General features: G+C 59.4%; 17 protein-coding genes. 14 read left to right on the top strand and 3 right to left on the bottom strand.

The window, feature by feature from the left end:
- Window positions 1–644: 644 nt before the first annotated feature.
- From ACTJKS_RS23945 to ACTJKS_RS23905, 9 genes are all read left to right on the top strand, one after another.
- Window positions 645–2,246: an ABC transporter substrate-binding protein gene (locus ACTJKS_RS23945; protein ID WP_262949112.1), complete on the top strand. Its 1,602-nt coding sequence runs from the start codon at window positions 645–647 to the stop codon at window positions 2,244–2,246.
- A gap of 260 nt (window positions 2,247–2,506) precedes the next feature.
- Entirely contained in the window at window positions 2,507–4,132 is a 1,626-nt protein-coding gene (locus ACTJKS_RS23940; RefSeq protein ID WP_041072781.1) for an ABC transporter substrate-binding protein, read from the top strand.
- A 300-nt stretch (window positions 4,133–4,432) separates the two neighbouring features.
- Window positions 4,433–6,031, top strand: a complete 1,599-nt coding sequence (locus tag ACTJKS_RS23935; protein WP_108181665.1) for an ABC transporter substrate-binding protein — start codon at window positions 4,433–4,435, stop codon at window positions 6,029–6,031.
- 176 nt (window positions 6,032–6,207) lie between these two features.
- Entirely contained in the window at window positions 6,208–7,620 is a 1,413-nt protein-coding gene (locus ACTJKS_RS23930; RefSeq protein ID WP_041072777.1) for an OprD family porin, read from the top strand.
- 77 nt (window positions 7,621–7,697) lie between these two features.
- Window positions 7,698–9,293 (top strand): ABC transporter substrate-binding protein, encoded by a 1,596-nt coding sequence (locus tag ACTJKS_RS23925; protein WP_047291244.1) that lies wholly within the window; start codon window positions 7,698–7,700, stop codon window positions 9,291–9,293.
- Window positions 9,294–9,366: 73 nt separating this feature from the next.
- Window positions 9,367–10,377 (top strand): ABC transporter permease subunit, encoded by a 1,011-nt coding sequence (locus ACTJKS_RS23920; protein ID WP_041072773.1) that lies wholly within the window; start codon window positions 9,367–9,369, stop codon window positions 10,375–10,377.
- Between the two features lie 10 nt (window positions 10,378–10,387).
- A complete protein-coding gene (locus tag ACTJKS_RS23915) occupies window positions 10,388–11,314 on the top strand; it encodes an ABC transporter permease subunit (protein WP_041072771.1) in 927 nt (308 codons plus the stop codon).
- Window positions 11,315–11,324: 10 nt separating this feature from the next.
- Window positions 11,325–12,293: an ABC transporter ATP-binding protein gene (locus ACTJKS_RS23910; RefSeq protein WP_041072769.1), complete on the top strand. Its 969-nt coding sequence runs from the start codon at window positions 11,325–11,327 to the stop codon at window positions 12,291–12,293.
- Window positions 12,293–13,273 (top strand): peptide ABC transporter ATP-binding protein, encoded by a 981-nt coding sequence (locus ACTJKS_RS23905; RefSeq protein ID WP_047291239.1) that lies wholly within the window; start codon window positions 12,293–12,295, stop codon window positions 13,271–13,273. The genes ACTJKS_RS23910 and ACTJKS_RS23905 overlap by 1 nt, the downstream gene beginning before the upstream one ends.
- Before the next feature lie 210 nt (window positions 13,274–13,483).
- Here the strand turns inward: ACTJKS_RS23905 and ACTJKS_RS23900 are convergent, their stop codons facing one another.
- The 3 genes from ACTJKS_RS23900 to ACTJKS_RS23890 all read right to left on the bottom strand — a co-directional run bounded on the left by ACTJKS_RS23900 (window position 13,484) and on the right by ACTJKS_RS23890 (window position 17,712).
- The gene (locus tag ACTJKS_RS23900; RefSeq protein WP_047291237.1) at window positions 13,484–13,738 is read right to left on the bottom strand and encodes a hypothetical protein; all 255 of its coding nucleotides are present in this window, start codon (window positions 13,736–13,738) and stop codon (window positions 13,484–13,486) included.
- Window positions 13,739–13,895: 157 nt separating this feature from the next.
- Window positions 13,896–15,125: an MFS transporter gene (locus tag ACTJKS_RS23895; RefSeq protein ID WP_108181664.1), complete on the bottom strand. Its 1,230-nt coding sequence runs from the start codon at window positions 15,123–15,125 to the stop codon at window positions 13,896–13,898.
- Window positions 15,126–16,128: 1,003 nt separating this feature from the next.
- On the bottom strand, window positions 16,129–17,712 hold the full coding sequence (locus ACTJKS_RS23890; RefSeq protein WP_041066884.1) for a peptide chain release factor 3: 1,584 nt from the start codon (window positions 17,710–17,712) through the stop codon (window positions 16,129–16,131).
- 449 nt (window positions 17,713–18,161) lie between these two features.
- Between ACTJKS_RS23890 and ACTJKS_RS23885 the strand changes: the two genes are divergently transcribed.
- From ACTJKS_RS23885 to ACTJKS_RS23865, 5 genes are all read left to right on the top strand, one after another.
- Complete coding sequence (locus tag ACTJKS_RS23885; RefSeq protein WP_262949113.1) at window positions 18,162–18,851, top strand: ABC transporter permease; 690 nt, start codon at window positions 18,162–18,164, stop codon at window positions 18,849–18,851.
- Between the two features lie 21 nt (window positions 18,852–18,872).
- A complete protein-coding gene (locus ACTJKS_RS23880) occupies window positions 18,873–19,766 on the top strand; it encodes a glycine betaine ABC transporter substrate-binding protein (RefSeq protein ID WP_108181662.1) in 894 nt (297 codons plus the stop codon).
- A gap of 12 nt (window positions 19,767–19,778) precedes the next feature.
- Window positions 19,779–20,432 carry an ABC transporter permease gene (locus tag ACTJKS_RS23875; RefSeq protein ID WP_041066877.1) on the top strand — a complete coding sequence of 218 codons (654 nt, stop codon included), beginning with the start codon at window positions 19,779–19,781 and terminating at the stop codon, window positions 20,430–20,432.
- Window positions 20,429–21,586: an osmoprotectant ABC transporter ATP-binding protein OsmV gene (locus ACTJKS_RS23870; protein ID WP_027610804.1), complete on the top strand. Its 1,158-nt coding sequence runs from the start codon at window positions 20,429–20,431 to the stop codon at window positions 21,584–21,586. Before ACTJKS_RS23875 ends, ACTJKS_RS23870 begins: the two co-directional genes overlap by 4 nt.
- Window positions 21,587–22,221: 635 nt before the next feature.
- A complete protein-coding gene (locus tag ACTJKS_RS23865; protein WP_047291221.1) occupies window positions 22,222–23,385 on the top strand; it encodes a type III PLP-dependent enzyme in 1,164 nt (387 codons plus the stop codon).
- Window positions 23,386–23,414 lie beyond the last annotated feature (29 nt).

Genomic DNA, 23,414 nt, shown 5'->3' with positions numbered 1-23,414 from the left:
CACCTTTAAACACAACCCCACTCTCTGTAGGAGCTGCCGAAGGCTCGGGCCGCGTTCGGACGACCTTTTGACTTTGGCTCTCACAACTCAAAAGCAAGATCAAAAGATCGCAGCCTTCGGCAGCTCCTACAGGAGAACTCAGAGTATTCAATCAAAGTCAGGTCGGCTGTCAGGCCGCCATCGCTGGCAAGTCGCCGCAACCGCTTTTCACCACTCAACACGATGAGCGTTAGCTCGAGTACCGCTTTTGATCTGAGGGCCCGTCGGCAGGCTGAGTGGAGGGGTTTATCCGGGGGTGGGAGCGCAGCGACCGTTTGGCGCAGCCAAACACAGCGAGAGGAGGTGCAGCGAAGCAAACCGTAGGCGCTGCCCCCCGGATGAATCCCGGAGCGAAGGAACCCGAGCCTAGGCGAGGGCCGAACGTCAGGGTAAAGCCCTTTGGTTACTTTGGGGCGTTTGCCAAAGTGACCCGCCGTCAGGGCGGAACCCTAAGTGGCCGTTACCGCAGCAACGGATATGTACCCGACAAAAGCCGCCACATATACCGAGATAGACATCTCAACAGGAAAAACGATATTTCCGAACACACCCAAATCCCCGCTACCCTGAAAAACACAACCACCTCCAATCGACCCGGGGACTCCATGGAAAGATTCACCCTAAAACCACTACTAATCACCCTCGCACTAACCGCCATAGCCCCAATCGCAAACGCAGCAACAACCCTGGTCTACTGCTCCGAAGCCAGCCCCGCCGGCTTCGACCCCAGCCAATACACCAGCGGCACCGACTTCGACGCCTCCGCCGAAACCGTCTTCAACCGCCTCACCCAATTCCAGCGCGGCGGCACCGACATCGAACCCGGCCTGGCGACAAAATGGGACGTCTCCAACGACGGCCTGCAATACACCTTCCACCTGCGCCAAGGCGTGAAATTCCACACAACGGAATACTTCACCCCGACGCGCGACTTCAACGCCGACGACGTGCTGTTCACCTTCCAGCGCCTGCTCGACCCGGACAACGCCTTCCGCAAGGCCTACCCCGCCGAGTCCCCGTACTTCACCGACATGGGCCTGAACACCACGATCAAATCAGTGGAAAAACTCGACGACAACACCGTGCGCTTCAACCTGAACAACGTCGACGCCGCGTTCGTGCAAAACCTCGCCATGAGCTTCGCCTCGGTGCAATCGGCCGAATACGCCGCCCAACTGTTAAAGGAAGGCAAAGCCGCCGACCTCAATCAGAAACCGGTGGGCACCGGCCCGTTCGTGTTCAAGCGTTACCAGAAAGACGCGCAGATCCGCTACGCCGCAAACAAGGACTACTGGAAACCCGAGGACGTGAAGATCGACAACCTGGTGTTCTCGATCACCCCGGACGCCGCCGTCCGCCTGCAGAAACTCAAGACCGGCGAATGCCAGGTCAGCGGCTACCCGCGCCCGGCCGACATCGAAGTGATGGAACAAGACCCGAACCTGCGCGTATTGAAGCAGGCCGGTTTCAACCTCGGCTTCCTCGCCTACAACACCACGCATCCGCCGCTGGACCAGCTCAAGGTCCGTCAGGCGTTGGACATGGCCATCGACAAACCGGCGATCATCAAAGCCGTCTACCAGAGTGCCGGGCAACTGGCGCAGAACGCCTTGCCACCGGCGCAATGGTCGTATGACCCGAACATCAAGGACGCGCCGTACGACCCGGTGAAAGCCAAGGCGCTACTCAAGGAAGCCGGGGTTGCACCGGGTACCACCATCAATCTCTGGGCGATGACCGTGCAGCGCGCCTCCAACCCGAATGCGCGGATGTCGGCGCAGATGATCCAGCAGGATTGGGACAAGATCGGGATCAAGGCCAACATCGTCAGCTACGAATGGGGCGAGTACATCAAGCGCGCGAAAAATGGCGAACACGACGCGATGATCTATGGTTGGACAGGTGACAACGGCGACCCGGACAACTGGCTCGGCGTGCTCTACAGCTGCGCGGCAGTCAAGGGCAGCAACTACGCCAAGTGGTGCGATCCGGCCTACGACAAATTGATTCGGCAGGCCAAGGTGTCCTCGGATAAAGCGCAACGGGTAAAACTGTATCAACAGGCGCAACTGATCCTTAAACAGCAGGTGCCGATCACGCCCATTGCCAACTCCACGGTGTTCCAGCCGCTGCGCAAGGAAGTGAGCGACTTCAAGATCAGTCCGTTTGGCCTTACACCCTTCTACGGCGTGGGTATAAATAAGTAACACCGAGCCCCAAGGCGGCGCGCACAACGTGACCAATGCACCGTTTTGGGGCCTCGTTTGCACCGTAAAAAACGGCCGCAAACGGTCAAATGCGTCAACTCTTATACAAATGCGACATTAAGGTACGTTCGTGCCACGCTTTGAGGCCGGCAGTCGCTCTGGATCTTGCATTGGGTATGGCCCCTGCATAAGTATCCGCAGGCACGACTCACGAGGTCGTACCTCAATATTAAAAAATGACAACAAATCATGAGGCCAACATGCTTAAACACGCGGTCATTCCGTTTTTAGTCGGCGCAGGCTTGTTAGCCTCCGCACCTTTCGCATCCGCTGCGACTAACCTGGTGTTCTGCTCCGAAGGGAGCCCGGCCGGTTTTGATCCAGGCCAGTACACCACCGGAACCGACTTCGACGCCTCAGCCGAAACCATGTTCAACCGTCTGAGCCAGTTCGAGCGTGGCGGCACCGCCGTTATCCCGGGCCTGGCCACCAGCTGGGACATTTCCCCGGACGGCCTGAATTACACCTTCCACCTGCGTGAAGGCGTCAAGTTCCACACCACCCCGTATTTCAAGCCGACTCGTGAGTTCAACGCCGACGACGTGCTGTTCACCTTCAATCGCATGATTAACAAGGATGACCCGTTCCGTAAGGCCTACCCGACCGAATTCCCGTACTTCACCGACATGGGGATGGACACCAACATCACCAAGATCGATAAAGTCGACGACCACACCGTCAAGTTCACGCTGAAAGAAGTCGACGCCGCGTTCATCCAGAACATGGCCATGAGCTTCGCCTCGATCCAGTCCGCCGAGTACGCTGCCCAGCTGCTCAAGGAAGGCAAGGCTGCAGACATCAACCAGAAGCCGATCGGCACTGGTCCGTTCGTGTTCAAGAGCTACCAGAAAGACTCGAACATCCGTTACACCGGCAACAAGGACTACTGGAAGCCTGAGGACGTGAAGATCGACAACCTGATCTTCGCTATCACCACCGACCCGTCGGTGCGCATCCAGAAGCTGAAAAAGAACGAATGCCAGGTCACCCTGTTCCCGCGTCCGGCGGATCTCGCGGCGCTCAAGGCCGACAAGACCCTGAAGATGCCTGACCAGGCCGGTTTCAACCTGGGCTACATCGCCTACAACGTGATGGACAAGGTCAAGGGCAGCAACGAGCCTAACCCGCTGGCCGACCTGCGCGTGCGCCAGGCGCTGGACATGGCGGTGAACAAGCCGCAGATCATCGATTCGGTTTACCAGGGCGCCGGTCAGCTGGCCGTCAACGCCATGCCGCCGACCCAGTGGTCCTACGACACCACCATCAAGGACGCCAAATACGATCCTGAGAAAGCCAAACAGCTGCTCAAGGAAGCCGGCGTCAAGGAAGGGACCGAAATCGTTCTGTGGGCGATGCCGGTACAGCGCCCGTACAACCCGAACGCCAAGCTGATGGCTGAAATGCTCCAGTCAGACTGGAAGAAGATCGGCTTGAACGTGAAGATCACCAGCTACGAATGGGGCGAGTACATCAAGCGCTCCAAAGGTGGCGAGAACCAGGCCATGCTGATTGGCTGGAGCGGTGACAATGGTGATCCCGACAACTGGCTGAACGTGCTGTTCGGCTGCGACTCGCTCAACGGCAACAACTTCTCCAAGTGGTGCGACAAGAAGTACGACGGTCTCGTCAAAGATGCCAAGCGCACCACCGATCAGGCCAAGCGCACCGAACTGTACAAACAGGCGCAACACGTCCTCAAAGATGCTGTTCCCTACACACCTATCGCTCACTCGACGGTGTTCCAACCCATGCGCGCCAACGTGCAGGACTTCAAGATCAGCCCATTCGGCTTGAATTCCTTCTACGGCGTCAGCGTCAGCAATTAAGCCATCGCAGCGGCGACGTTCATGACGTCGCCGCTGCTTTAGCTGCCGGAAGTCAGGAATTTGCCTACAGCCAATTCCGTTGCGGATGACTGCAACGGCAGGGGATGTGTCGACTTTTCCTACGAGCATTCAGGCAATTACGCATTTACTGCCAGACCCACGGCCCCTACCGTCGGGTTCTGACCAGTTTCTGCGTGGGCCATCGGCTTGCTGTACGTACTGGATTGAGCTCAATGCCACCTCAACTTCCCTGGACGGGATCGCGGTGCATTGAACAACACGACAAAAAGAGGGAGCGTCATGCGCCATACCTTGGTTTTTTCCGCATTGCTGGGCGCCGGCCTGCTGGCCGCCACGTCCGCCAGTTTTGCCGCCAGCAAGAGCCTGGTGTTCTGCTCCGAAGGCAGCCCGGCGGGTTTTGATACCGCGCAATACACGACGGCGACCGATAACGACGCCGCCGAGCCGCTGTACAACCGTCTGGTCGAGTTCGAAAAAGGCGCGACCAACGTCGTACCGGGACTGGCAACCCAGTGGGATATTTCCGAGGATGGACTCAAGTACACCTTTCACCTGCGTGAAGGTGTGAAATTTCATACAACGCCGTACTTCAAACCGACGCGCGATTTCAACGCCGACGACGTGCTGTTCACGTTTAACCGCATGCTCGATCCCGCGCAGCCATTCCGTAAGGCTTATCCAACCGAATTCCCGTATTTCAACGGGATGAGCCTGAACAAGAACATCGCCAAGGTCGAAAAGACCGGGCCGCTGACCGTGGAGTTCACGCTCAACAGCGTCGACGCCGCGTTCATCCAGAACATTGCCATGAGCTTCGCCGCGATCCTGTCCGCCGAATACGCCGACAAGCTGCTGGCTGAAGGCAAGCCAAGCGACATCAACCAGAAACCGGTCGGGACCGGGCCGTTCGTGTTCAAGAGCTATCAGAAGGACTCGAACATCCGTTACACCGGCAACGAACACTACTGGGACCCAAGCCGGGTCAAGCTGAAGAATCTGATCTTCGCGATCAACACCGACGCTTCGGTGCGCGTGCAGAAGCTCAAGGCCGGCGAATGCCAGATCACTCTGCATCCGCGCCCTGCCGACGTGGAGGCGCTGAAGGCCGACCCGAAACTGCAGCTGATTTCCAAGCCTGGCTTCAACCTCGGTTACATTGCGTACAACGTCCGTCACAAGCCCTTCGACCAACTCGAAGTGCGTCAGGCGCTGGACATGGCCGTGAATAAACAAGGGATTCTCAACGCTGTTTATCAAGGCGCCGGACAACTGGCGGTCAACGGCATGCCGCCGACCCAGTGGTCCTACGACGACAGCATCAAGGATGCCGCCTACAACCCGGAAAAAGCCAAAGAGCTGCTCAAGGCCGCCGGCGTCAAGGAAGGCACCGAGATCACGCTGTGGGCGATGCCGGTCCAGCGTCCGTACAACCCGAATGCCAAATTGATGGCCGAAATGCTCCAGGCTGACTGGGCCAAGATCGGTCTGAAAGTGAAGATCGTCAGCTACGAATGGGGCGAGTACATCAAGCGCACCAAGAATGGCGAGCACGACATCAGCCTGATTGGCTGGACCGGCGACAACGGGGATCCGGACAACTGGCTGGGCACCCTGTACAGCTGCGATGCCATCGGCGGCAACAACTACTCCATGTGGTGCGATCCGGCTTACGACAAGCTGATCAAAGAGGCCAAGGTCGTCACCGACCGCGACCAGCGCACAACGCTCTACAAACAGGCGCAGCAGTTGCTCAAGCAGCAAGTGCCGATCACGCCTGTCGCCCACTCGACGGTCAACCAGCCGTTAAGCGCCCGGGTTGAAGGCTTCAAGGTCAGCCCCTTCGGTCGCAATGTGTTCTCGGGCGTCAGTATCGATTAACCCAACCGATTAGCCGCAATGCTGAGGGGGCTGTCTATCCCCCTCACGCAAGCGCTTTGCCGAAATTCGCCGATCCGGCCTTTTGCAAACGTTTGCGATGTGTGAAATGAGTTCTAAACCAATAACCGGCCCACCCAAAAAAGCCGGCATAAAAAGAAAGTAAAGGAGCTTCACCCATGAAACTGAGCAGCACCGCGATACTGGCCCTGGCCATCAGCAGCATCACCGCCACGGCCTATGCCGAGGAACAGAGCCAGGCATTCACCCCGGTGACCGTCAACGAGAAAAGCGCCCAGGCTGATGCCACCGGCTTCCTCGAAGGTTCCACCATCAGCGGCACGACCCGTAACTGGTACGCCAACGAGCAACTCAAGCGCGGCGGCAAGTTCACTTATCGCAAGGACGGCGTTGCCACCCCGACTGATCGTCGTATCAACTGGGTGCAGGGCACCATCGTCAATTTCACTTCCGGTTTCACTCAGGGCACCGTGGGTGTCAGCACTGAAGTCGCTGCTTACAACGCTGTAGCGCTGGAGCGCAATCGCAAGGACCTGGCCTCCAACAACGGTGGCGCACCGGGTTCGCGTCCAGGCGCGGGCAACAACCGTACGCTGACCAAAGAAGGCGGCGACGCTGAGGGCCAGTGGAGCAAACTGGGTCTGGCCAACGTCAAGTTCCGCGTGTCGAACACCACCCTGACCGCCGGTCGCCAGAACTTCAGCACCCCGATCGTCGACACCATCGGCAACCGTGCGCTGCCTTCGAGCTTTGAAGGTGTGAGCCTGCACAGCGAAGAACTGAACAACTTGTCGTTCGACGCCGGCAGCTTCGACCGCGTATCGCCACGTACCGAAGAAAGCCTGTCGAAATTCCGTTCCGAGTACACCAACAACAACGCCGAAACCGATCGCGTCAGCATCGTCGGCCTGAACTATCAGCCGCTGAAAAGCCTGAAGACCAGCCTGTACGCCTCCAAGGTTGAAGACTTCTGGAACCAGTACTACTTCGGCGCCACCCACGAACTGGGTGACAGCAATGTCGTCAGCCTGACCACCGGCCTGAACTACTACAAGACCGTCGATACCGGCAAAAAAGAGATGGGCGAAATCGACAACGACACCTACTCGCTGTCGTTCGGCCTGACTCACCAGGCTCATAGCCTGACCTTCTCGTACCAGGAAATTAACGGTAACGAGTACTTCGACTACCTGCACGAAACCAACGGCATCTACCTGGCCAACTCCCTGCTGTCCGACTTCAACGGCCCGAACGAGAAATCCTTCCAGGTCGCCTATGGTCTGAACATGGCCGAATATGGCGTGCCAGGCCTGAAGTTCAACATCTACCAGGCTCGCGGCTGGGGTATCGACGGTACTCACTACACCGGCACTGCCTATGACGTACGCAACATGGACGGCGAGCACCACTACGAATACGGCATTGGTGCGACCTACGCCGTACAGAGCGGCCCGCTCAAGGCGACCACCATCCGTGGCACCTACACCGCTCACCGCGCCAGCGAAAACCAGGCTGACGGCAGCATCAACGAGTTCCGTCTCGTGACCACCATCCCGTTCAACATCCTGTAAAAACGCCGACCGACGGCTGACTCATGACGAGTCGGCCGTTCGGTTTTTTGTCTTCAACCGATTGCAGAGGGTTATCGATGAAAATGCTTCCCCTACGTGCGGCCGTCACGGCTGTGTTGTTGAGCGCCGCCATCGGCGTCTCGGCCAAACCCTTGGTGGTCTGCACCGAAGCCAGCCCGGAAGGCTTCGATATGGTCCAGTACACAACTGCAGTCACTGCCGATGCGGTGGCCGAAACGATCTTCAACCGTCTGGCGGACTTCAAGCCCGGCACCACCGAAGTGATTCCGGCACTGGCCGAATCCTGGGACATCAGTGAAGACGGCCTGACGTACACGTTCCACCTGCGCAAAGGCGTCAAGTTTCACACCACCGAATACTTCAAGCCGACCCGTGACATGAACGCCGACGACGTGGTCTGGAGCTTCCAGCGTCAGCTGGACCCGAATCACCCGTGGCACAAACTGTCGAGCGTGGGCTTCCCGTACTTTGAAAGCATGGGCTTCAAGGAACTGCTCAAAAGCGTCGAAAAAGTCGACGACAACACGGTCAAGTTCACCCTGACCCGCCGCGAAGCGCCGTTCCTGGCCGACATCGCCATGGCGTTTTCCTCGATTTACCCGGCCGAATACGCCGACCAGTTGCTCAAGTCCGGCAAGACCGCCGACCTCAACAACAAGCCTGTAGGCACCGGCCCGTTCATCTTCCAGCGTTACGCCAAGGATGCGCAGGTGCGCTTCAAGGCCAACCCGGACTACTTCCGTGGCAAGCCACCGGCCGATGCGTTGATCCTGGCAATCGCCACCGACAACAACGTGCGCCTGCAGAAGCTCAAGGCCAACGAGTGCCAGATCGCACTGTATCCGAAGCCGGATGACATCCCGAGCATCAAGAAAGACAGCAACCTGAAGGTCGATGAACTGGACGCGATGACCGTCTCGTACATCGCCATGAACACTCAGCACAAATACATGAGCGACGTGCGGGTCCGCAAAGCGATCGACATCGCTTTCGACAAGGAAGCCTACGTCAACGCCCTGTTCGGCAAAGGCAACGCGACCGTAGCGGTCAACCCCTACCCGCCGACACTGCTGGGCTACAACCACGACCTGAAGAACCCGCCACGTGACCTCGACAAGGCCCGCGCCCTGCTCAAGGAAGCCGGGGTCCCGGAAGGCACCGTGTTTACTCTGTTTACCCGTAACGGCGGCGGCCCGACCAACCCCAATCCGATGCTCGGCGCACAGATGATGCAGGCCGATCTGGCGAAAGTCGGGATCAAGGTCGACATCCGTGTGATGGAATGGGGCGAGATGCTCAAGCGCGCCAAGGCCGGCGAACACGATATGGTGTCGGCCGGATGGGCGGGCGACAACGGCGACCCGGATAACTTCCTGACGCCTATGCTCAGTTGCGAAGCAGCCAAGAACGGCGAAAACTACGCGCGCTGGTGCAACGAGAAATTCCAGGCACTGCTCGACGAAGCACGGGCTAAAGTAGATCCGGCCGAACGCGCGAAGCTCTACGAACAGGCTCAGGTGCTGTTTAATCAGGACCAACCGTGGATCAGCATGGCCCACACCCGTATGTTTACCGCAATGCGCAATAACGTAGAGGGTTACCACATCAGCCCTCTGACCACGAATAACTTCGCCACCACCCAGGTGAAGTAGATAAGAAACTCCCGGCCTCCCTGACCCCAGGGTCGCCGGGCACGCCTAACCGGCTGATGAGGTACCACACAAGATGTTTAGTTTTATTGCCCGCCGACTGGGGTTGTTGATCCCCACGTTTTTCGGCATCACCCTGCTGACTTTCGCGTTGATTCGCATGATTCCCGGCGACCCCGTGGAAGTGATGATGGGCGAACGTCGGGTCGACCCCGAAATGCACGCTCAGGCAATGGAACGCCTTGGTCTGAACAAACCGCTGTATGCCCAGTACCTGGACTACATCGGCAAACTGGCCCACGGCGATCTCGGCGAATCCCTGCGTACGCGTGAGAGCGTATGGACCGAGTTCACCTCCCTCTTCCCGGCGACCCTGGAACTGTCCATGGCCGCCCTGCTGTTCGCCGGCATTCTCGGTCTTCTGGCCGGGGTGATCGCGGCCCTCAAACGAGGATCCCTGTTCGACCATGGGGTGATGGGCATCTCCCTGGCGGGGTATTCGATGCCGATCTTCTGGTGGGGCCTGATCCTGATCATGTTCTTCTCGGTGAGCCTGGGCTGGACCCCGGTGTCCGGGCGGATCGACCTGCTCTACGACATCGAGCCGCGCACCGGTTTCATGCTGATCGACACGCTGTTGGCCGATGACATGGGCGCATTCTTCGATGCCCTGCATCACCTGATTCTGCCGGCCATCGTGCTCGGCACCATTCCACTGGCGGTGATCGCGCGGATGACCCGTTCGTCGATGCTCGAAGTGCTGCGTGAAGACTACATCCGCACTGCCAAGGCCAAAGGCCTGTCGCCGTCGCGCGTGGTGTTCGTGCACGGCCTGCGTAACGCGCTGATTCCGGTTCTGACCGTGGTCGGCCTGCAAGTCGGTACCCTGCTGGCCGGCGCGGTCCTGACCGAAACCATTTTCTCCTGGCCCGGCATCGGTAAATGGCTGATCGAAGCCATCGGCGCCCGGGACTACCCGGTTGTGCAAAACGGCATCCTGTTAATCGCCTGCCTGGTGATTCTGGTCAACTTCGTAGTGGACATCCTCTACGGCTTTGCCAACCCACGCATCCGTCATCAGCGCTGAGGTCCATACCATGAGCACTCCAACATCCTCAGTAGCCACTTCCGCCCCAAGCGCGGATCAAAGCCTGCTGTATCCGTCACCGTACAAAGAATTCTGGCAAGCCTTCGCGAAGAACAAGGGCGCGGTTGCCGGCCTGCTGTTCATGCTGCTGGTGATTTTCTGCGCGATCTTCGCGCCGTGGGTCGCGCCGCATAACCCGAGCGAGCAATACCGTGACTTCCTGCTGACGCCACCGGCGTGGCTCGAAGGCGGGCAAATGCAGTTCCTTCTCGGCACCGATGAACTGGGCCGCGACCTGCTGTCGCGGCTGATCCAGGGTTCGCGCCTGTCGCTGCTGATCGGTCTGTCGTCGGTGGTGATGTCGTTGATCCCGGGGATCCTGCTGGGTCTGTTCGCCGGTTTCTTCCCGAAGATGATCGGCCCGACCATCATGCGTCTGATGGACATCATGCTGGCCCTGCCGTCCCTGCTGCTGGCTGTGGCGATTGTCGCCATCCTCGGCCCTGGCCTGATCAACACCGTGATCGCCATCGCCGTGGTTTCGCTGCCGTCCTACGTGCGTCTGACCCGTGCCGCCGTGATGGGCGAACTGAACCGCGACTACGTCACTGCCGCGCGCCTGGCCGGTGCCGGTCTGCCGCGCCTGATGTTCATCACCGTGCTGCCCAACTGCATGGCACCGCTGATCGTTCAGGCCACCCTGAGTTTCTCTTCGGCGATTCTCGACGCGGCGGCGCTGGGCTTCCTCGGCCTTGGCGTACAACCGCCAACCCCTGAGTGGGGCACCATGCTGGCCTCGGCCCGCGACTACATCGAACGCGCCTGGTGGGTCGTGAGTCTGCCGGGTCTGACCATTTTGCTCAGCGTGCTGGCAATCAACCTGATGGGCGACGGTCTGCGCGATGCGCTGGACCCGAAACTCAAGAACGCCGCCTGAGGAGATTCCCATGTCACTGCTAGAAATCAAGAATCTCAACGTCCGCTTCGGCGACAAGAACGCGACGCCCGTGGTCGATGGCCTCGACCTGAAAGTCGACAAGGGCGAAGTCCTGGCCATCGTTGGCGAGTCGGGGTCGGGTAAATCCGTGACCATGATGGCGCTGATGGGGCTGATCGAGCATCCCGGCATCGTCACGGCCGACTCGCTCAGCTTCGACGGCAAAGACATGCTCAAGCTGAGCAATCGTCAGCGTCGGCAAATCGTCGGCAAAGACCTGTCGATGGTGTTCCAGGATCCGATGACCGCGCTCAACCCGAGCTACACCGTCGGTTTCCAGATCGAAGAAGTGCTGCGCCTGCACCTGAAAATGTCCGGCAAGCAAGCGCGCAAACGCGCCATCGAACTGCTGGAGAAAGTGGAAATCCCGGGCGCCGCCAGCCGTATGGACGCCTACCCGCACCAACTGTCCGGCGGCATGAGCCAGCGTGTGGCAATTGCCATGGCGATTGCCGGCGAGCCGAAACTGCTTATCGCCGACGAACCGACCACGGCGCTGGACGTGACGATTCAGGCGCAGATCATGGATCTGCTGCTGGCGTTGCAGAAAGAACAGAACATGGGCCTGGTGCTGATCACTCACGACCTTGCGGTCGTGGCCGAAACCGCCCAGCGCGTCTGTGTGATGTACGCAGGCCAAGCGGTAGAAGTCGGTCAGGTGCCGCAACTGTTCGACATCCCGGCACACCCTTACAGCGAAGCCCTGCTCAAGGCGATTCCCGAGCACAGTCTGGGCGCCGAGCGCCTGTCGACCCTGCCGGGCATCGTTCCAGGCCGCTACGACCGTCCGCAGGGCTGCCTGCTGTCGCCGCGCTGCCCGTACGTGCAGGACAGCTGCCGCGTGCAACGTCCAGCCCTTGATCCGAAAGCCAACAGCCTCGCCCGTTGCTTCTACCCGCTGAACCAGGAGGTGGCGTAATGGCCGTCGTACTTACCGCCCGCGACCTGACCCGTCACTACGAAGTCTCCCGTGGCCTGTTCAAGGGCCACGCGACCGTGCGCGCCCTCAACGGCGTGTCGTTCGAGCTCGAAGCCGGCAAGACCCTCGCTGTCGTAGGCGAATCGGGTTGCGGCAAATCCACCCTCGCTCGCGCCCTGACCCTGATTGAAGAGCCGTCTTCCGGCTCGCTGAAAATCGCCGGGCAAGAAGTCGCCGGCGCCGACAAGGCCCAGCGCAAACAACTGCGCAAAGACGTGCAGATGGTGTTTCAGAGCCCGTACGCGTCGTTGAACCCGCGGCAGAAAATCGGTGATCAATTGGCCGAGCCACTGCTGATCAACACCAACCTGAGTGCTACCGAGCGTCGCGAGAAAGTCCAGGCGATGATGAAGCAGGTCGGCTTGCGTCCCGAGCACTACCAGCGCTATCCGCACATGTTCTCCGGTGGTCAGCGTCAGCGTATTGCCCTGGCGCGGGCGATGATGCTGCAACCGAAAGTGCTGGTGGCGGACGAACCGACCTCGGCGCTGGACGTGTCGATTCAGGCGCAGGTGCTGAACCTGTTCATGGACCTGCAGCAGGAGTTCAACACCGCCTACGTGTTCATCTCGCACAACCTGGCGGTGGTGCGTCACGTCGCCGACTCGGTGCTGGTGATGTACCTCGGCCGTCCGGTGGAAATGGGCCCGAAAGAGGACATCTACACCCGACCTCTGCACCCTTACACCCAGGCCTTGTTGTCGGCGACACCCACGATCCACCCGGATCCGGACAAGCCGAAAATCAAGATTGTCGGCGAACTGCCCAACCCGCTGAACCCGCCACCGGGCTGCGCGTTCCACAAGCGTTGCCCGTACGCGACCGAGCGTTGCAGCACTGAAGAGCCGGCCCTGCGCCAACTCGACAACCGGCAGGTGGCTTGCCACTACGCCGAGCAGTTCCTTGATGGCGCCGCGTAGGCAAAACCGGAGACCGCCACTCAACCTGTAGGAGCTGTCGAGTGAAACGAGGCTGCGATCTGTTGATTTTCAGCATCAGGATCAAAAGATCGCAGCGTGCCGCAGCTCCTGCAGGAATCGTGTTTATCCGGAAATAATGTGTTAACCCAAACCTCTTCTCCCCCGATTGCGCATCAGTCGGGGAAGAAGGGGTTTTCTTTTGCCGGCGCTTTACGACTGGCTGTCGCCTTCGTCATCGTCAGTGTCCGGCTCGTCAGTGGTCGAGTCGTCATCATCCTTGCTGCCGCCCTGATCCTGATCGCCCGGTTCGGATTCCGACTTGGCCAGCATGACCACACCGGCTTGCCCGTGGGCTGCGTTAAACCCCTGTGATGGTGTGGCAGAACTTGCCCACGCCGCCGTAGTGCCAAGCGTCAACATCACCAAAACCTTAAGCAACAGCACAATGCGTTGAAAAATGCTCATAGCCATTTCCATCCTTTCGTGGTTGAAGCCTGGGGTGCCGATCCGGCGCTGAATGAAATCTAGTTCCGATCAGTCCGGTTCACCAGATAGGACGCTGACCAACCCCGGGAAATGCCCTGGTACGAGAGATCACTTGTGAATAACCGCTATAACCGAATCAGCTAAGCGAGGCCGTGCGTTCGCTGGTGGCCAGCGCTTTGGCCTGGGTCGACGAGCGCGTCGCCAGGCAGATCAGCGGCAAGGTCAACAACGCCAGTGTCGCGCTTGCAAGCCATACGCTGTGCCCTCCGAAGTGCCCATACAGCTGACCACTCAACACCGGCGACAACAATGCACTGGCGCTCCAGCTCATGAAAAACAGACCGAAATACTGGCCGCTTTTGCCGCCCTGCGCGTGCCGCATGACCAGCATATTCAGCGGCGGCATGAAAAAAGCTTCACCCAAGGTCCAGATCACCGTCGACAGACACACGTAAAGCAACCCGGAGCCAAACGGCAACATCCCCAACCCGACCGCCAACAACACACAACCCGCGAGCAATTGCCGACGCAAGCCCCACCGCTCGCCCCAGTGCGTGAGCGGGATCTGCAGCGCCACCACCAGCATCGCGTTAAGCCCGAACTGCCAGCCGATGGCCTCGGTGCTCAAGTGGTAGTAGTCGCGCAGATAGTTGCCCAGCGTGCTGTAAACCGTGTCGAAGGCCATCCCCAGCAACACGGCCGCACCGAGCAGCCAGAGGAATGCCGCGTCGCGCAACGGTGTACCAGTGCCAGCTTCGGTCACCTCATCGGGCTTGAGTACCGCGCGGCGCCATGTAGTGCGCACAAACCACAGCAACGCGAGCAGCGTCATCGCCGCACTGACAAAAAACACCCAACGGAAATCCGTCTGCGCCAACACCCCGCCGGCCACCCCGGCCGCCGCCATGCCAAGGTTTCGCGCCACCCGGCTCAAGGCTTGGGCACGGGAGCGCTGCGCAGGCTCGCAATACTCCATGATCAGTCGCTGATGCAGCGTTCGAATCGCCCCGTCGACGGCACCACTGAGCAACAGCAACACGGCCAGCAACGCCACCTGCGTCACCAGCCCCAACAGGATCAACACCCACATGGAAACAAAGAACAACGCGGCGGTCAGCCGCGCCGTCCGCACATGATCACTGAGCAGCCCACCCAGCATCGAACCAATCAACAACCCGGCTCCGTAAGCCGACAACAGCCAGCCCACCGTCTCGATCGCCAGCCCCAGCTCCTGGCGCAGATACAGCGCCATGAACAACTTGACCATGCTGCTCAAGCGATTGATGAACAGCAGCGCCGCGAGCACCCAGGCCATCAGGCTGAAATAGCCGTTGGGGCGCAGCAGATGGACGAGGTTGCGCGTCATTCCATTGACCTCTCAAAGCGACTGGCGTGGACCTGAAACACTAACGCCCAGCACACCGGTTGTCGCGCTCAAGAACATCGATATCTCAAAATACAGAGTCGCCCTACAACCCTGTGGGAGCTGTCGTAGGCAGCGATCTTTTGACTTCGCGCTTCAAATCCAAAAGATCGCAGCCCTCGGTCGCTAAGTTCGATTAGAAAATGGTCGGCTCGCAGGCCGCCATCGCTGGCAAGCCAGCTTCCACAATGGATTGGGGGTATTCATTTGGAGAACGATTGGCTGGCAGGGCGCCTTCGCGAGCAGGCTCGCTCCCACAGGGAAATTGAGTGACTTCAGTGGGCGATTGGTCGGCTGACAGGCCGCCATCGCTGGCAAGCCAGCTCCCACAATGGATTGGGGTATTCATTTGGAGAACGGTTGGCTGGCAGGGCGCCTTCGCGAGCAGGCTCGCTCCCACAGGGAAATTGAGTGACTTCAGTGGGAGATTGGTCGGCTCGCAGGCCGCCATCGCTGGCAAGCCAGCTCCCACACAAGAGCAAGAGCAGAACGCGCACCGCTCTTGCTCCTCACCACTCAACACAATGAGCGTTAGCTCGAGTACCGCTTTTGATCTTGATCCACGGGCGACATCGGAAGGCTGAGCGGAGGGATTGATCCGGGGTGGGAGCGCAGCGACCGTTTGGCGCAGCCAAACACAGCGAGAGGAGGTGCAGCGAAGCAAACCGTAGGCGCTGCGCCCGGATCAATCCCGGAGCGAAGGGACCCCGAGCCCCAGCGAGCGGGCCGAACGCAGGAGCAAGCCTTTTTTTGCTTACTTTTTTGAGGCGTTTGTCAAAAAAGTGAGTCGCCGTCAGGGCGAAACCCTAAGCCGCCATCACCTAAAAAACGGATATACACCCAAAACCACCCGAAGCCTGGTCGGCCCAAAGGCCGCCAAGGCAAAGCCCAAAAAAAGCCCCCAAGGCCTACACCTCAGGGGCTTTCGAACAACCCAGCTCAGCGCTTAATGATGCTCACGCGTCGCACGGAATTTGACATCCGGCCACCGCTCTTCCATCAACGCCAGGTTAACCCGCGTCGGCGCCAGGTAGGTCAGGTGCCCACCGCCATCCAGCGCGAGGTTCTCCACCGCCTTGTTGGAAAACTCCTCAAGCTTCTTCTTGTCGCTGCACTCGATCCAGCGCGCGGAGTAAACAGTGATCGGCTCATACGAGCACTCAACCTTGTATTCCTCCTTCAAACGACTGGCGACCACATCGAACTGCAGCACACCGACGGCGCCAAGAATGATGTCGTTGCTGCGCTCCGGAAAGAACACCTGAGTCGCGCCCTCTTCGGCCAACTGCTGCAGACCCTGACGCAATTGCTTGGATTTCAGCGGATCACGCAGACGCACGCGACGGAACAGCTCCGGGGCGAAGTGCGGGATACCAGTGAACCCGAGGACTTCGCCTTCGCTGAAGGTGTCGCCGATCTGGATCGTGCCGTGGTTATGCAGACCGATGATGTCGCCGGCGTACGCCTCTTCCAGCTGTTCACGCTCGGAGGAGAAGAACGTCAGGGCGTCGCCGATGCGCACGTCCTTGCCGGTACGCACGTGGCGCATCTTCATGCCTTTCTCGTACTTGCCGGAGCAGATACGCATGAAAGCGATACGGTCGCGGTGTTTCGGGTCCATGTTCGCCTGAATCTTGAAGATGAAGCCCGAGAACTTCTCTTCCACCGGCTCGACGGTGCGCTCGTTGGCCACGCGAGGCAAAGGACGCGGCGCCCAGTCCACAACGGCGTCGAGCACGTGGTCGACACCGAAGTTGCCCAATGCAGTACCGAAGAACACCGGAGTCAGTTGACCGTCGAGGAACTCCTGCTGGTTGAACTCATGGCAGGCGCCCTGCACCAGTTCCAGCTGTTCGAGGAAGCGCTCGTACTCGTCGCCCAGATGCGCGCGCGCCTCGTCGGAGTCGAGCTTCTCGATGATCTTGGTTTCAGTGCGTTCGTGACCGTGACCGGCGGTGTAGACAATGATGTAGTCGTCGGCCAGGTGGTACACGCCCTTGAAATCGCGGTAGCAACCGATCGGCCAGGTGATCGGCGCTGCCTTGATCTTCAGGACGGCTTCGATTTCGTCGAGCAGTTCGATCGGGTCGCGGATGTCGCGGTCGAGTTTGTTGATGAAGCTGACGATCGGCGTATCACGCAGACGGCAGACGTCCATCAGGGCGATGGTCCGTGGCTCAACACCTTTACCGCCGTCGAGCACCATCAATGCCGAGTCGACCGCCGTCAGGGTGCGGTAGGTGTCTTCGGAGAAGTCTTCGTGGCCCGGGGTGTCGAGCAGGTTGATCATGTGTTCGCGATACGGGAACTGCATGACCGACGTGGTAATGGAAATACCCCGCTGCTTCTCCATCTCCATCCAGTCGGATGTCGCATGGCGGTCGGATTTACGGGATTTCACCGTGCCGGCCACTGCAATCGCCTTGCCCATCAACAGGAGCTTTTCGGTGATCGTGGTTTTACCGGCATCGGGGTGGGAAATAATGGCGAAAGTGCGGCGTTTCGCGACTTCGGCGGCCTGGTTGGTCATGGGAAATCGCCTGGCGGTGATTCAAAAAAGGGCGGCGAGTATAGCTTAAAAAGTAACCGCCGAACCACCGTCCCTCGGCCGCGCAAAACCCTGTAGGAGCTGTTGCAGGCTGCGATCTTTTGATCTTGCTCTCAAGAACAAAATCAAAAAATCGCAGCCTGCGGCAGCTCCTACAGGTGGCCAAACAGTGTCTGACGTGGGAACCTTTTAAAGCACGGAGACGTCCATCCCCTGTTACGACATTTCGTCAGGGGCTGAAAAATCAGCAAGTTAGCCTGACGAGGCTGCGCTCATGGCTCGCTTTCAGATCGCTTGGCCGGTCCTGAAAAACGGCTACTTTTCGCGAACGCTGACTTCGGCAGCCAGGAATGGCCTTGCCACACGGAGCTGCGTTCGCCGACTACAAAAAAAGGAGTCCGCCTGTGGCTATCCGCTATGGCAAAGGGCTGATGGGAGGTGCGGTGGTGATCGCGCTCCTGGCCCTGCTGGTTCACTGGATCGGCATCAACACGATCGAACACTACCGCGACGATTTGTTGTTTTACCTGCAAGCTCATCTGATTCTCGTCCTCGCTTCAATGCTGGCCGCCCTGGTCGTGGGCATCCCCGCCGGTATCTTTCTCAGCCGCCCGAGCATGGTCAGCCGCGCTGAACGCTTCATGCAGATCTTCAATATCGGCAACACCGTGCCACCGCTGGCGGTACTGGCGATTGCCCTGGGGATTCTCGGCATCGGCAGTGGTCCGGCGATCTTCGCTTTGTTCCTCGCTTCCCTGTTGCCAATTGTGCGCAACACCTACGAAGGCCTGAAAAACGTTCAGGGTTCGCTCAAAGAAGCCGCCGTCGGCATCGGCATGACCCCGCGCCAGGTGCTGTGGAAAGTCGAATTGCCCAACGCCGTGCCGATCATCATCGGTGGCGTGCGCGTGGCGCTGGCGATCAACGTCGGCACCGCGCCGCTGGCCTTCCTGATCGGCGCCAACAGCCTCGGCAGCCTGATCTTCCCTGGCATCGCCCTGAACAATCAGCCGCAACTGCTGCTCGGCGCCGCGTGCACCGCGCTGCTGGCCCTGCTGCTCGATGGCGTCGTCACCCTCGCCAGCCGTCTCTGGCTGGAACGCGGTCTGCGCCCGTCTTAAGGCTTTTGCGAAGGAATAGTTATGAAACGATTTAGCTTGATCTTGAGCTGCCTCCTGCTGTTTGCAGGATTGGCCCAAGCCGCCGAAAAACCGGTTATTCGCCTCGGCGCCCGGGTGTTCACCGAGCAGACCCTGCTCGCGGAAATCACCGCGCAATACCTGCGCAGCAAAGGCTACGACGCGCAGATCACCGGCGGTCTGGGCAGCAACCTCGCCCGTAGCGCCCACGAAAGCGGACAACTGGACATGCTCTGGGAATACACCGGCGTGTCGCTGGTGGCCTACAACCATGTCACCGAGAAACTCGACAGCGAACAGTCCTACGCCCGGGTCAAAGAACTCGACGCGAAAAAAGGCCTGGTCTGGCTGACCCCGTCGAAATTCAGCAACACCTACGCCCTCGCCCTGCCGAAAAAAGTCGCCGAGGAGTATCCGCAGGTCAACACCATCAGCGACCTGAACAAGGTGCTGCGCGATGAGGCCAAGACCAATCACCTGGTGGCGCTGGACACCGAGTTCGCCAACCGCTCCGACGGTCTGGACGGCATGGTCAAGCTCTACGACATGAACCTGACCCGCAAGAACATCCGGCAGATGGACGCGGGGCTGGTCTACACCGCGCTGCGCAATGGCCAGGTGTTTGCCGGCCTGGTCTACACCACCGACGGCCGCCTGAATGCGTTCGGCCTGAAACTGCTGGAAGACGACAAGCACTACTTCCCCGACTACACCGCTGCGCCGGTGGTGCGCCAGGCCTACCTCGATGCGCACCCGCAACTGGCCGAGCAACTCAAGCCGCTGGCGCAACTGTTCGACGACGAAACCATGCGCCAGCTCAACGCGCGGGTCGACGTCGATCACGAAAGCCCATCGAAAGTGGCCGCGGATTTCCTGCGCCAGCATCCACTCAACTAAGGAGGAAAAGTCATGGAATTTCTGAACGCCTTTTCCCACCTCGACTGGCAGCAGGTGATGCACCTGACCTGGCAGCACATCACCCTGGTCGGCATCGCGGTGACATTGGCGATTCTCATCGGCGTGCCGCTGGGCATTCTGATGACGCGCTTCCCGACACTCGCAGGTCCCTTGCAAGCCAGCGCCACAGTGTTGCTGACCGTGCCGTCGATTGCGTTGTTCGGCCTGCTGCTGCCGTTCTATTCCAAGTTCGGTCAGGGTCTGGGGCCGATGCCGGCGATCACCGCGGTGTTCCTCTATTCGCTGCTGCCGATCATGCGCAACACCTACCTCGCCCTGACCGGCGTCGAACCGGGCATTCGTGAAGCCGCGCGCGGCATCGGCATGACTTTCGGCCAGCGCCTGCGCATGGTCGAGCTGCCGATTGCGGTGCCGGTGATTCTCGCCGGCGTGCGCACTGCGGTGGTGATGAACATCGGCGTGATGACCATCGCCGCGACCATCGGCGCCGGAGGCCTCGGTGTGCTGATCCTCGCCTCCATCAGCCGCAGCGACATGTCGATGCTGATCGTCGGCGCGCTGCTGGTCAGTCTTCTGGCGATCTTCGCCGACCTTCTCCTGCAGTGGCTGCAACGTACGCTGACTCCAAAAGGACTCCTCAAATGATCGAACTTCAAAACCTCAGCAAGACCTTCCAGAGCAACGGCAAAGATGTCAAAGCCGTGGACTCGGTAAGCCTGACCGTCAATGAAGGCGAAATCTGTGTGTTCCTCGGGCCATCGGGTTGCGGCAAAAGCACCACGCTGAAAATGATCAACCGCCTGATCAAGCCGACCTCGGGCAAGATCCTGATCAACGGCGAAGACACCACCGACCTCGACGAAGTCACCCTGCGCCGCAACATCGGCTACGTGATCCAGCAGATCGGTCTGTTCCCCAACATGACCATCGAAGAGAACATCGTCGTGGTGCCGAAACTGCTCGGCTGGGACAAACAGAAATGCCACGACCGTGCCCGCGAACTGATGAGCATGATCAAGCTGGAACCCAAGCAGTATCTGCATCGTTACCCGCGTGAACTGTCCGGCGGCCAGCAACAGCGCATCGGTGTGATCCGCGCACTGGCGGCGGATGCGCCGTTGTTGCTGATGGACGAGCCGTTCGGCGCAGTCGACCCGATCAACCGTGAGATGATCCAGAACGAGTTTTTCGAGATGCAACGCGCGCTGAACAAGACCGTGATCATGGTCAGCCACGACATCGACGAAGCGATCAAGCTCGGCGACAAGATCGCGATCTTCCGCGCCGGCAAACTGCTGCAGATCGATCACCCGGACACCCTGCTCGCGCACCCCGCGGACGACTTTGTCAGCAACTTCGTCGGCCAGGACAGCACCCTCAAGCGTCTGCTGCTGGTGAAGGCGGAAGACGCGGCGGACAACGCCCCGTCAGTCAGCCCGGAAACCCCGGTGGCCGATGCGCTGGAGCTGATGGACGAGCATGACCGCCGCTACGTGGTGGTCACCTGTGCCGAGAACAAGGCGCTGGGTTATGTGCGACGCCGCGACCTGCATCGCCAGACCGGCACCTGCGCGCAGTATCTGCGCGAGTTCAACGCCACTGCAGCGTACGACGAGCACCTGCGCATCCTGCTGTCGCGCATGTACGAGTTCAATCGCTCGTGGCTGCCGGTGATGGATGCCGAGCGGGTGTTCCTCGGCGAGGTGACGCAGGAGTCGATTGCGGCTTACCTGAGCTCGGGACGTTCGCGGGGCATGAAGACCAATATCGTTTCGCCGGCTGAGGCTGTAATCGCGTAAAAACTCCAAATCTGTGGGAGCGAGCCTGCTCGCGAATGCGCAATAACAGTCAACAATGATGTTGGCTGTGAAAATGTTTTCGCGAGCAGGCTCGCTCCCACAGGATTCGCGCAATCCTCGGGGCATTTACAGGGCGGAAAAGAATCTCAACAGCAATGTTCGTTGGACCTGGGCAAAGACACCTGTTCAAACAAGCAAAATCCCCCTCACACCCACCTCTCGCCGCCAACGTCGCCGATGTTGCGCCTAACGTACTTACCCTCGACTTCGCCGACAAAAGCGGCGAACGTGCAGGTATTTTTAACACATGAAAATTCTTGGGGAACATCTGTCCGTCATCTCGGTCGGCTACAAAGAGTGATATCCGCGACGTACGTCAGAAGCGTGCAAAAACGCGACATTTTTAGTTGATCTCAGGCCCCTCACGCCCTAAAGTTCGCGCCGAACGTCCATGCTGGAAACGATCCATCCGGCTCAAGTACTGACGACGAGACAGCAAGGCCAAGGGCAGTTACGCCCGTGGCCTTTTTGCTTTCGGCGACATGCCTTGGGAAGTAGGCGAACCAAAGTGGGGATACGGAGGACGTTCATTTACACCCATGTTTTTACCCGTTTGCCCATAGGAGCACTCCAGCATGTCGATCCAGGTCGAAGACTATTTCGCGCGCGAAACCTTTCAGAAAATGAAGGCGTTCGCCGACAAACAGGAAACCCCGTTCGTGGTGATCGACACCGCGATGATCGCCCAGGCCTACGATGACCTGCGCGCCGGTTTCGAATTCGCCAAGGTATACTACGCGGTCAAGGCCAACCCGGCTGTCGAGATCATCGACCTGCTCAAAGAGAAAGGCTCGAGCTTTGATATCGCCTCCATCTATGAGCTGGACAAAGTCCTGAGCCGTGGCGTCAGCCCGGATCAGATCAGCTACGGCAACACCATCAAGAAGTCCAAGGACATCCGCTACTTCTTCGAGAAGGGCGTGCGTCTGTACGCCACCGACTCCGAAGCCGACCTGCGCAACATCGCCAAAGCCGCGCCGGGTTCGAAAGTCTATGTGCGCATCCTCACCGAAGGCTCGACCACCGCTGACTGGCCGCTGTCGCGCAAATTCGGCTGCCAGACCGACATGGCCATGGACCTGCTGATCCTGGCCCGCGACCTCGGTCTGGTGCCTTACGGCATCTCGTTCCACGTCGGTTCGCAGCAGCGCGACATCAGCGTCTGGGACGCGGCGATCGCCAAGGTCAAAGTGATCTTCGAGCGCCTGAAGGAAGAAGACGGTATCCACCTGAAGCTGATCAACATGGGTGGTGGCTTCCCGGCCAACTACATCACCCGTACCAACAGCCTGGAAACCTACGCCGAAGAAATCATCCGTTTCCTGAAAGAAGACTTCGGTGATGACCTGCCGGAAATCATTCTCGAACCGGGCCGTTCGCTGATCGCCAACGCCGGCATTCTGGTCAGCGAAGTGGTACTGGTCGCACGCAAATCGCGCACCGCCGTCGAGCGTTGGGTCTACACCGATGTGGGCAAGTTCTCCGGCCTGATCGAAACCATGGACGAAGCGATCAAGTTCCCGATCTGGACCGAGAAGAAAGGCGAGATGGAAGAAGTGGTGATCGCCGGTCCAACTTGCGACAGCGCCGACATCATGTACGAGAACTACAAGTACGGCCTGCCACTGAACCTGGCGATCGGTGATCGTCTGTACTGGCTGTCGACCGGTGCCTACACCACCAGTTACAGCGCCGTCGAATTCAATGGCTTCCCCCCGCTGAAATCGTTCTACGTGTAAACCACGTCGATTGGCAAAAGGCCCATGTT

The organism is Pseudomonas sp. 22189 (genome assembly GCF_052045635.1).
Lineage (GTDB): Bacteria > Pseudomonadota > Gammaproteobacteria > Pseudomonadales > Pseudomonadaceae > Aquipseudomonas > Aquipseudomonas parakoreensis.
The sequence above is the reverse complement of the archived record's forward strand: the minus strand, read 5'-3'. Positions and strand labels throughout refer to the sequence as shown.

Coding starts and splice junctions, on each gene's coding strand:
- ACTJKS_RS23945 (WP_262949112.1), top strand. CDS start 645: ATGGAAAGATTCACCCTAAAACCACTACTAATCACCCTCGCACTAACC.
- ACTJKS_RS23940 (WP_041072781.1), top strand. CDS start 2,507: ATGCTTAAACACGCGGTCATTCCGTTTTTAGTCGGCGCAGGCTTGTTA.
- ACTJKS_RS23935 (WP_108181665.1), top strand. CDS start 4,433: ATGCGCCATACCTTGGTTTTTTCCGCATTGCTGGGCGCCGGCCTGCTG.
- ACTJKS_RS23930 (WP_041072777.1), top strand. CDS start 6,208: ATGAAACTGAGCAGCACCGCGATACTGGCCCTGGCCATCAGCAGCATC.
- ACTJKS_RS23925 (WP_047291244.1), top strand. CDS start 7,698: ATGAAAATGCTTCCCCTACGTGCGGCCGTCACGGCTGTGTTGTTGAGC.
- ACTJKS_RS23920 (WP_041072773.1), top strand. CDS start 9,367: ATGTTTAGTTTTATTGCCCGCCGACTGGGGTTGTTGATCCCCACGTTT.
- ACTJKS_RS23915 (WP_041072771.1), top strand. CDS start 10,388: ATGAGCACTCCAACATCCTCAGTAGCCACTTCCGCCCCAAGCGCGGAT.
- ACTJKS_RS23910 (WP_041072769.1), top strand. CDS start 11,325: ATGTCACTGCTAGAAATCAAGAATCTCAACGTCCGCTTCGGCGACAAG.
- ACTJKS_RS23905 (WP_047291239.1), top strand. CDS start 12,293: ATGGCCGTCGTACTTACCGCCCGCGACCTGACCCGTCACTACGAAGTC.
- ACTJKS_RS23900 (WP_047291237.1), bottom strand. CDS start 13,738: ATGAGCATTTTTCAACGCATTGTGCTGTTGCTTAAGGTTTTGGTGATG.
- ACTJKS_RS23895 (WP_108181664.1), bottom strand. CDS start 15,125: ATGACGCGCAACCTCGTCCATCTGCTGCGCCCCAACGGCTATTTCAGC.
- ACTJKS_RS23890 (WP_041066884.1), bottom strand. CDS start 17,712: ATGACCAACCAGGCCGCCGAAGTCGCGAAACGCCGCACTTTCGCCATT.
- ACTJKS_RS23885 (WP_262949113.1), top strand. CDS start 18,162: ATGGGAGGTGCGGTGGTGATCGCGCTCCTGGCCCTGCTGGTTCACTGG.
- ACTJKS_RS23880 (WP_108181662.1), top strand. CDS start 18,873: ATGAAACGATTTAGCTTGATCTTGAGCTGCCTCCTGCTGTTTGCAGGA.
- ACTJKS_RS23875 (WP_041066877.1), top strand. CDS start 19,779: ATGGAATTTCTGAACGCCTTTTCCCACCTCGACTGGCAGCAGGTGATG.
- ACTJKS_RS23870 (WP_027610804.1), top strand. CDS start 20,429: ATGATCGAACTTCAAAACCTCAGCAAGACCTTCCAGAGCAACGGCAAA.
- ACTJKS_RS23865 (WP_047291221.1), top strand. CDS start 22,222: ATGTCGATCCAGGTCGAAGACTATTTCGCGCGCGAAACCTTTCAGAAA.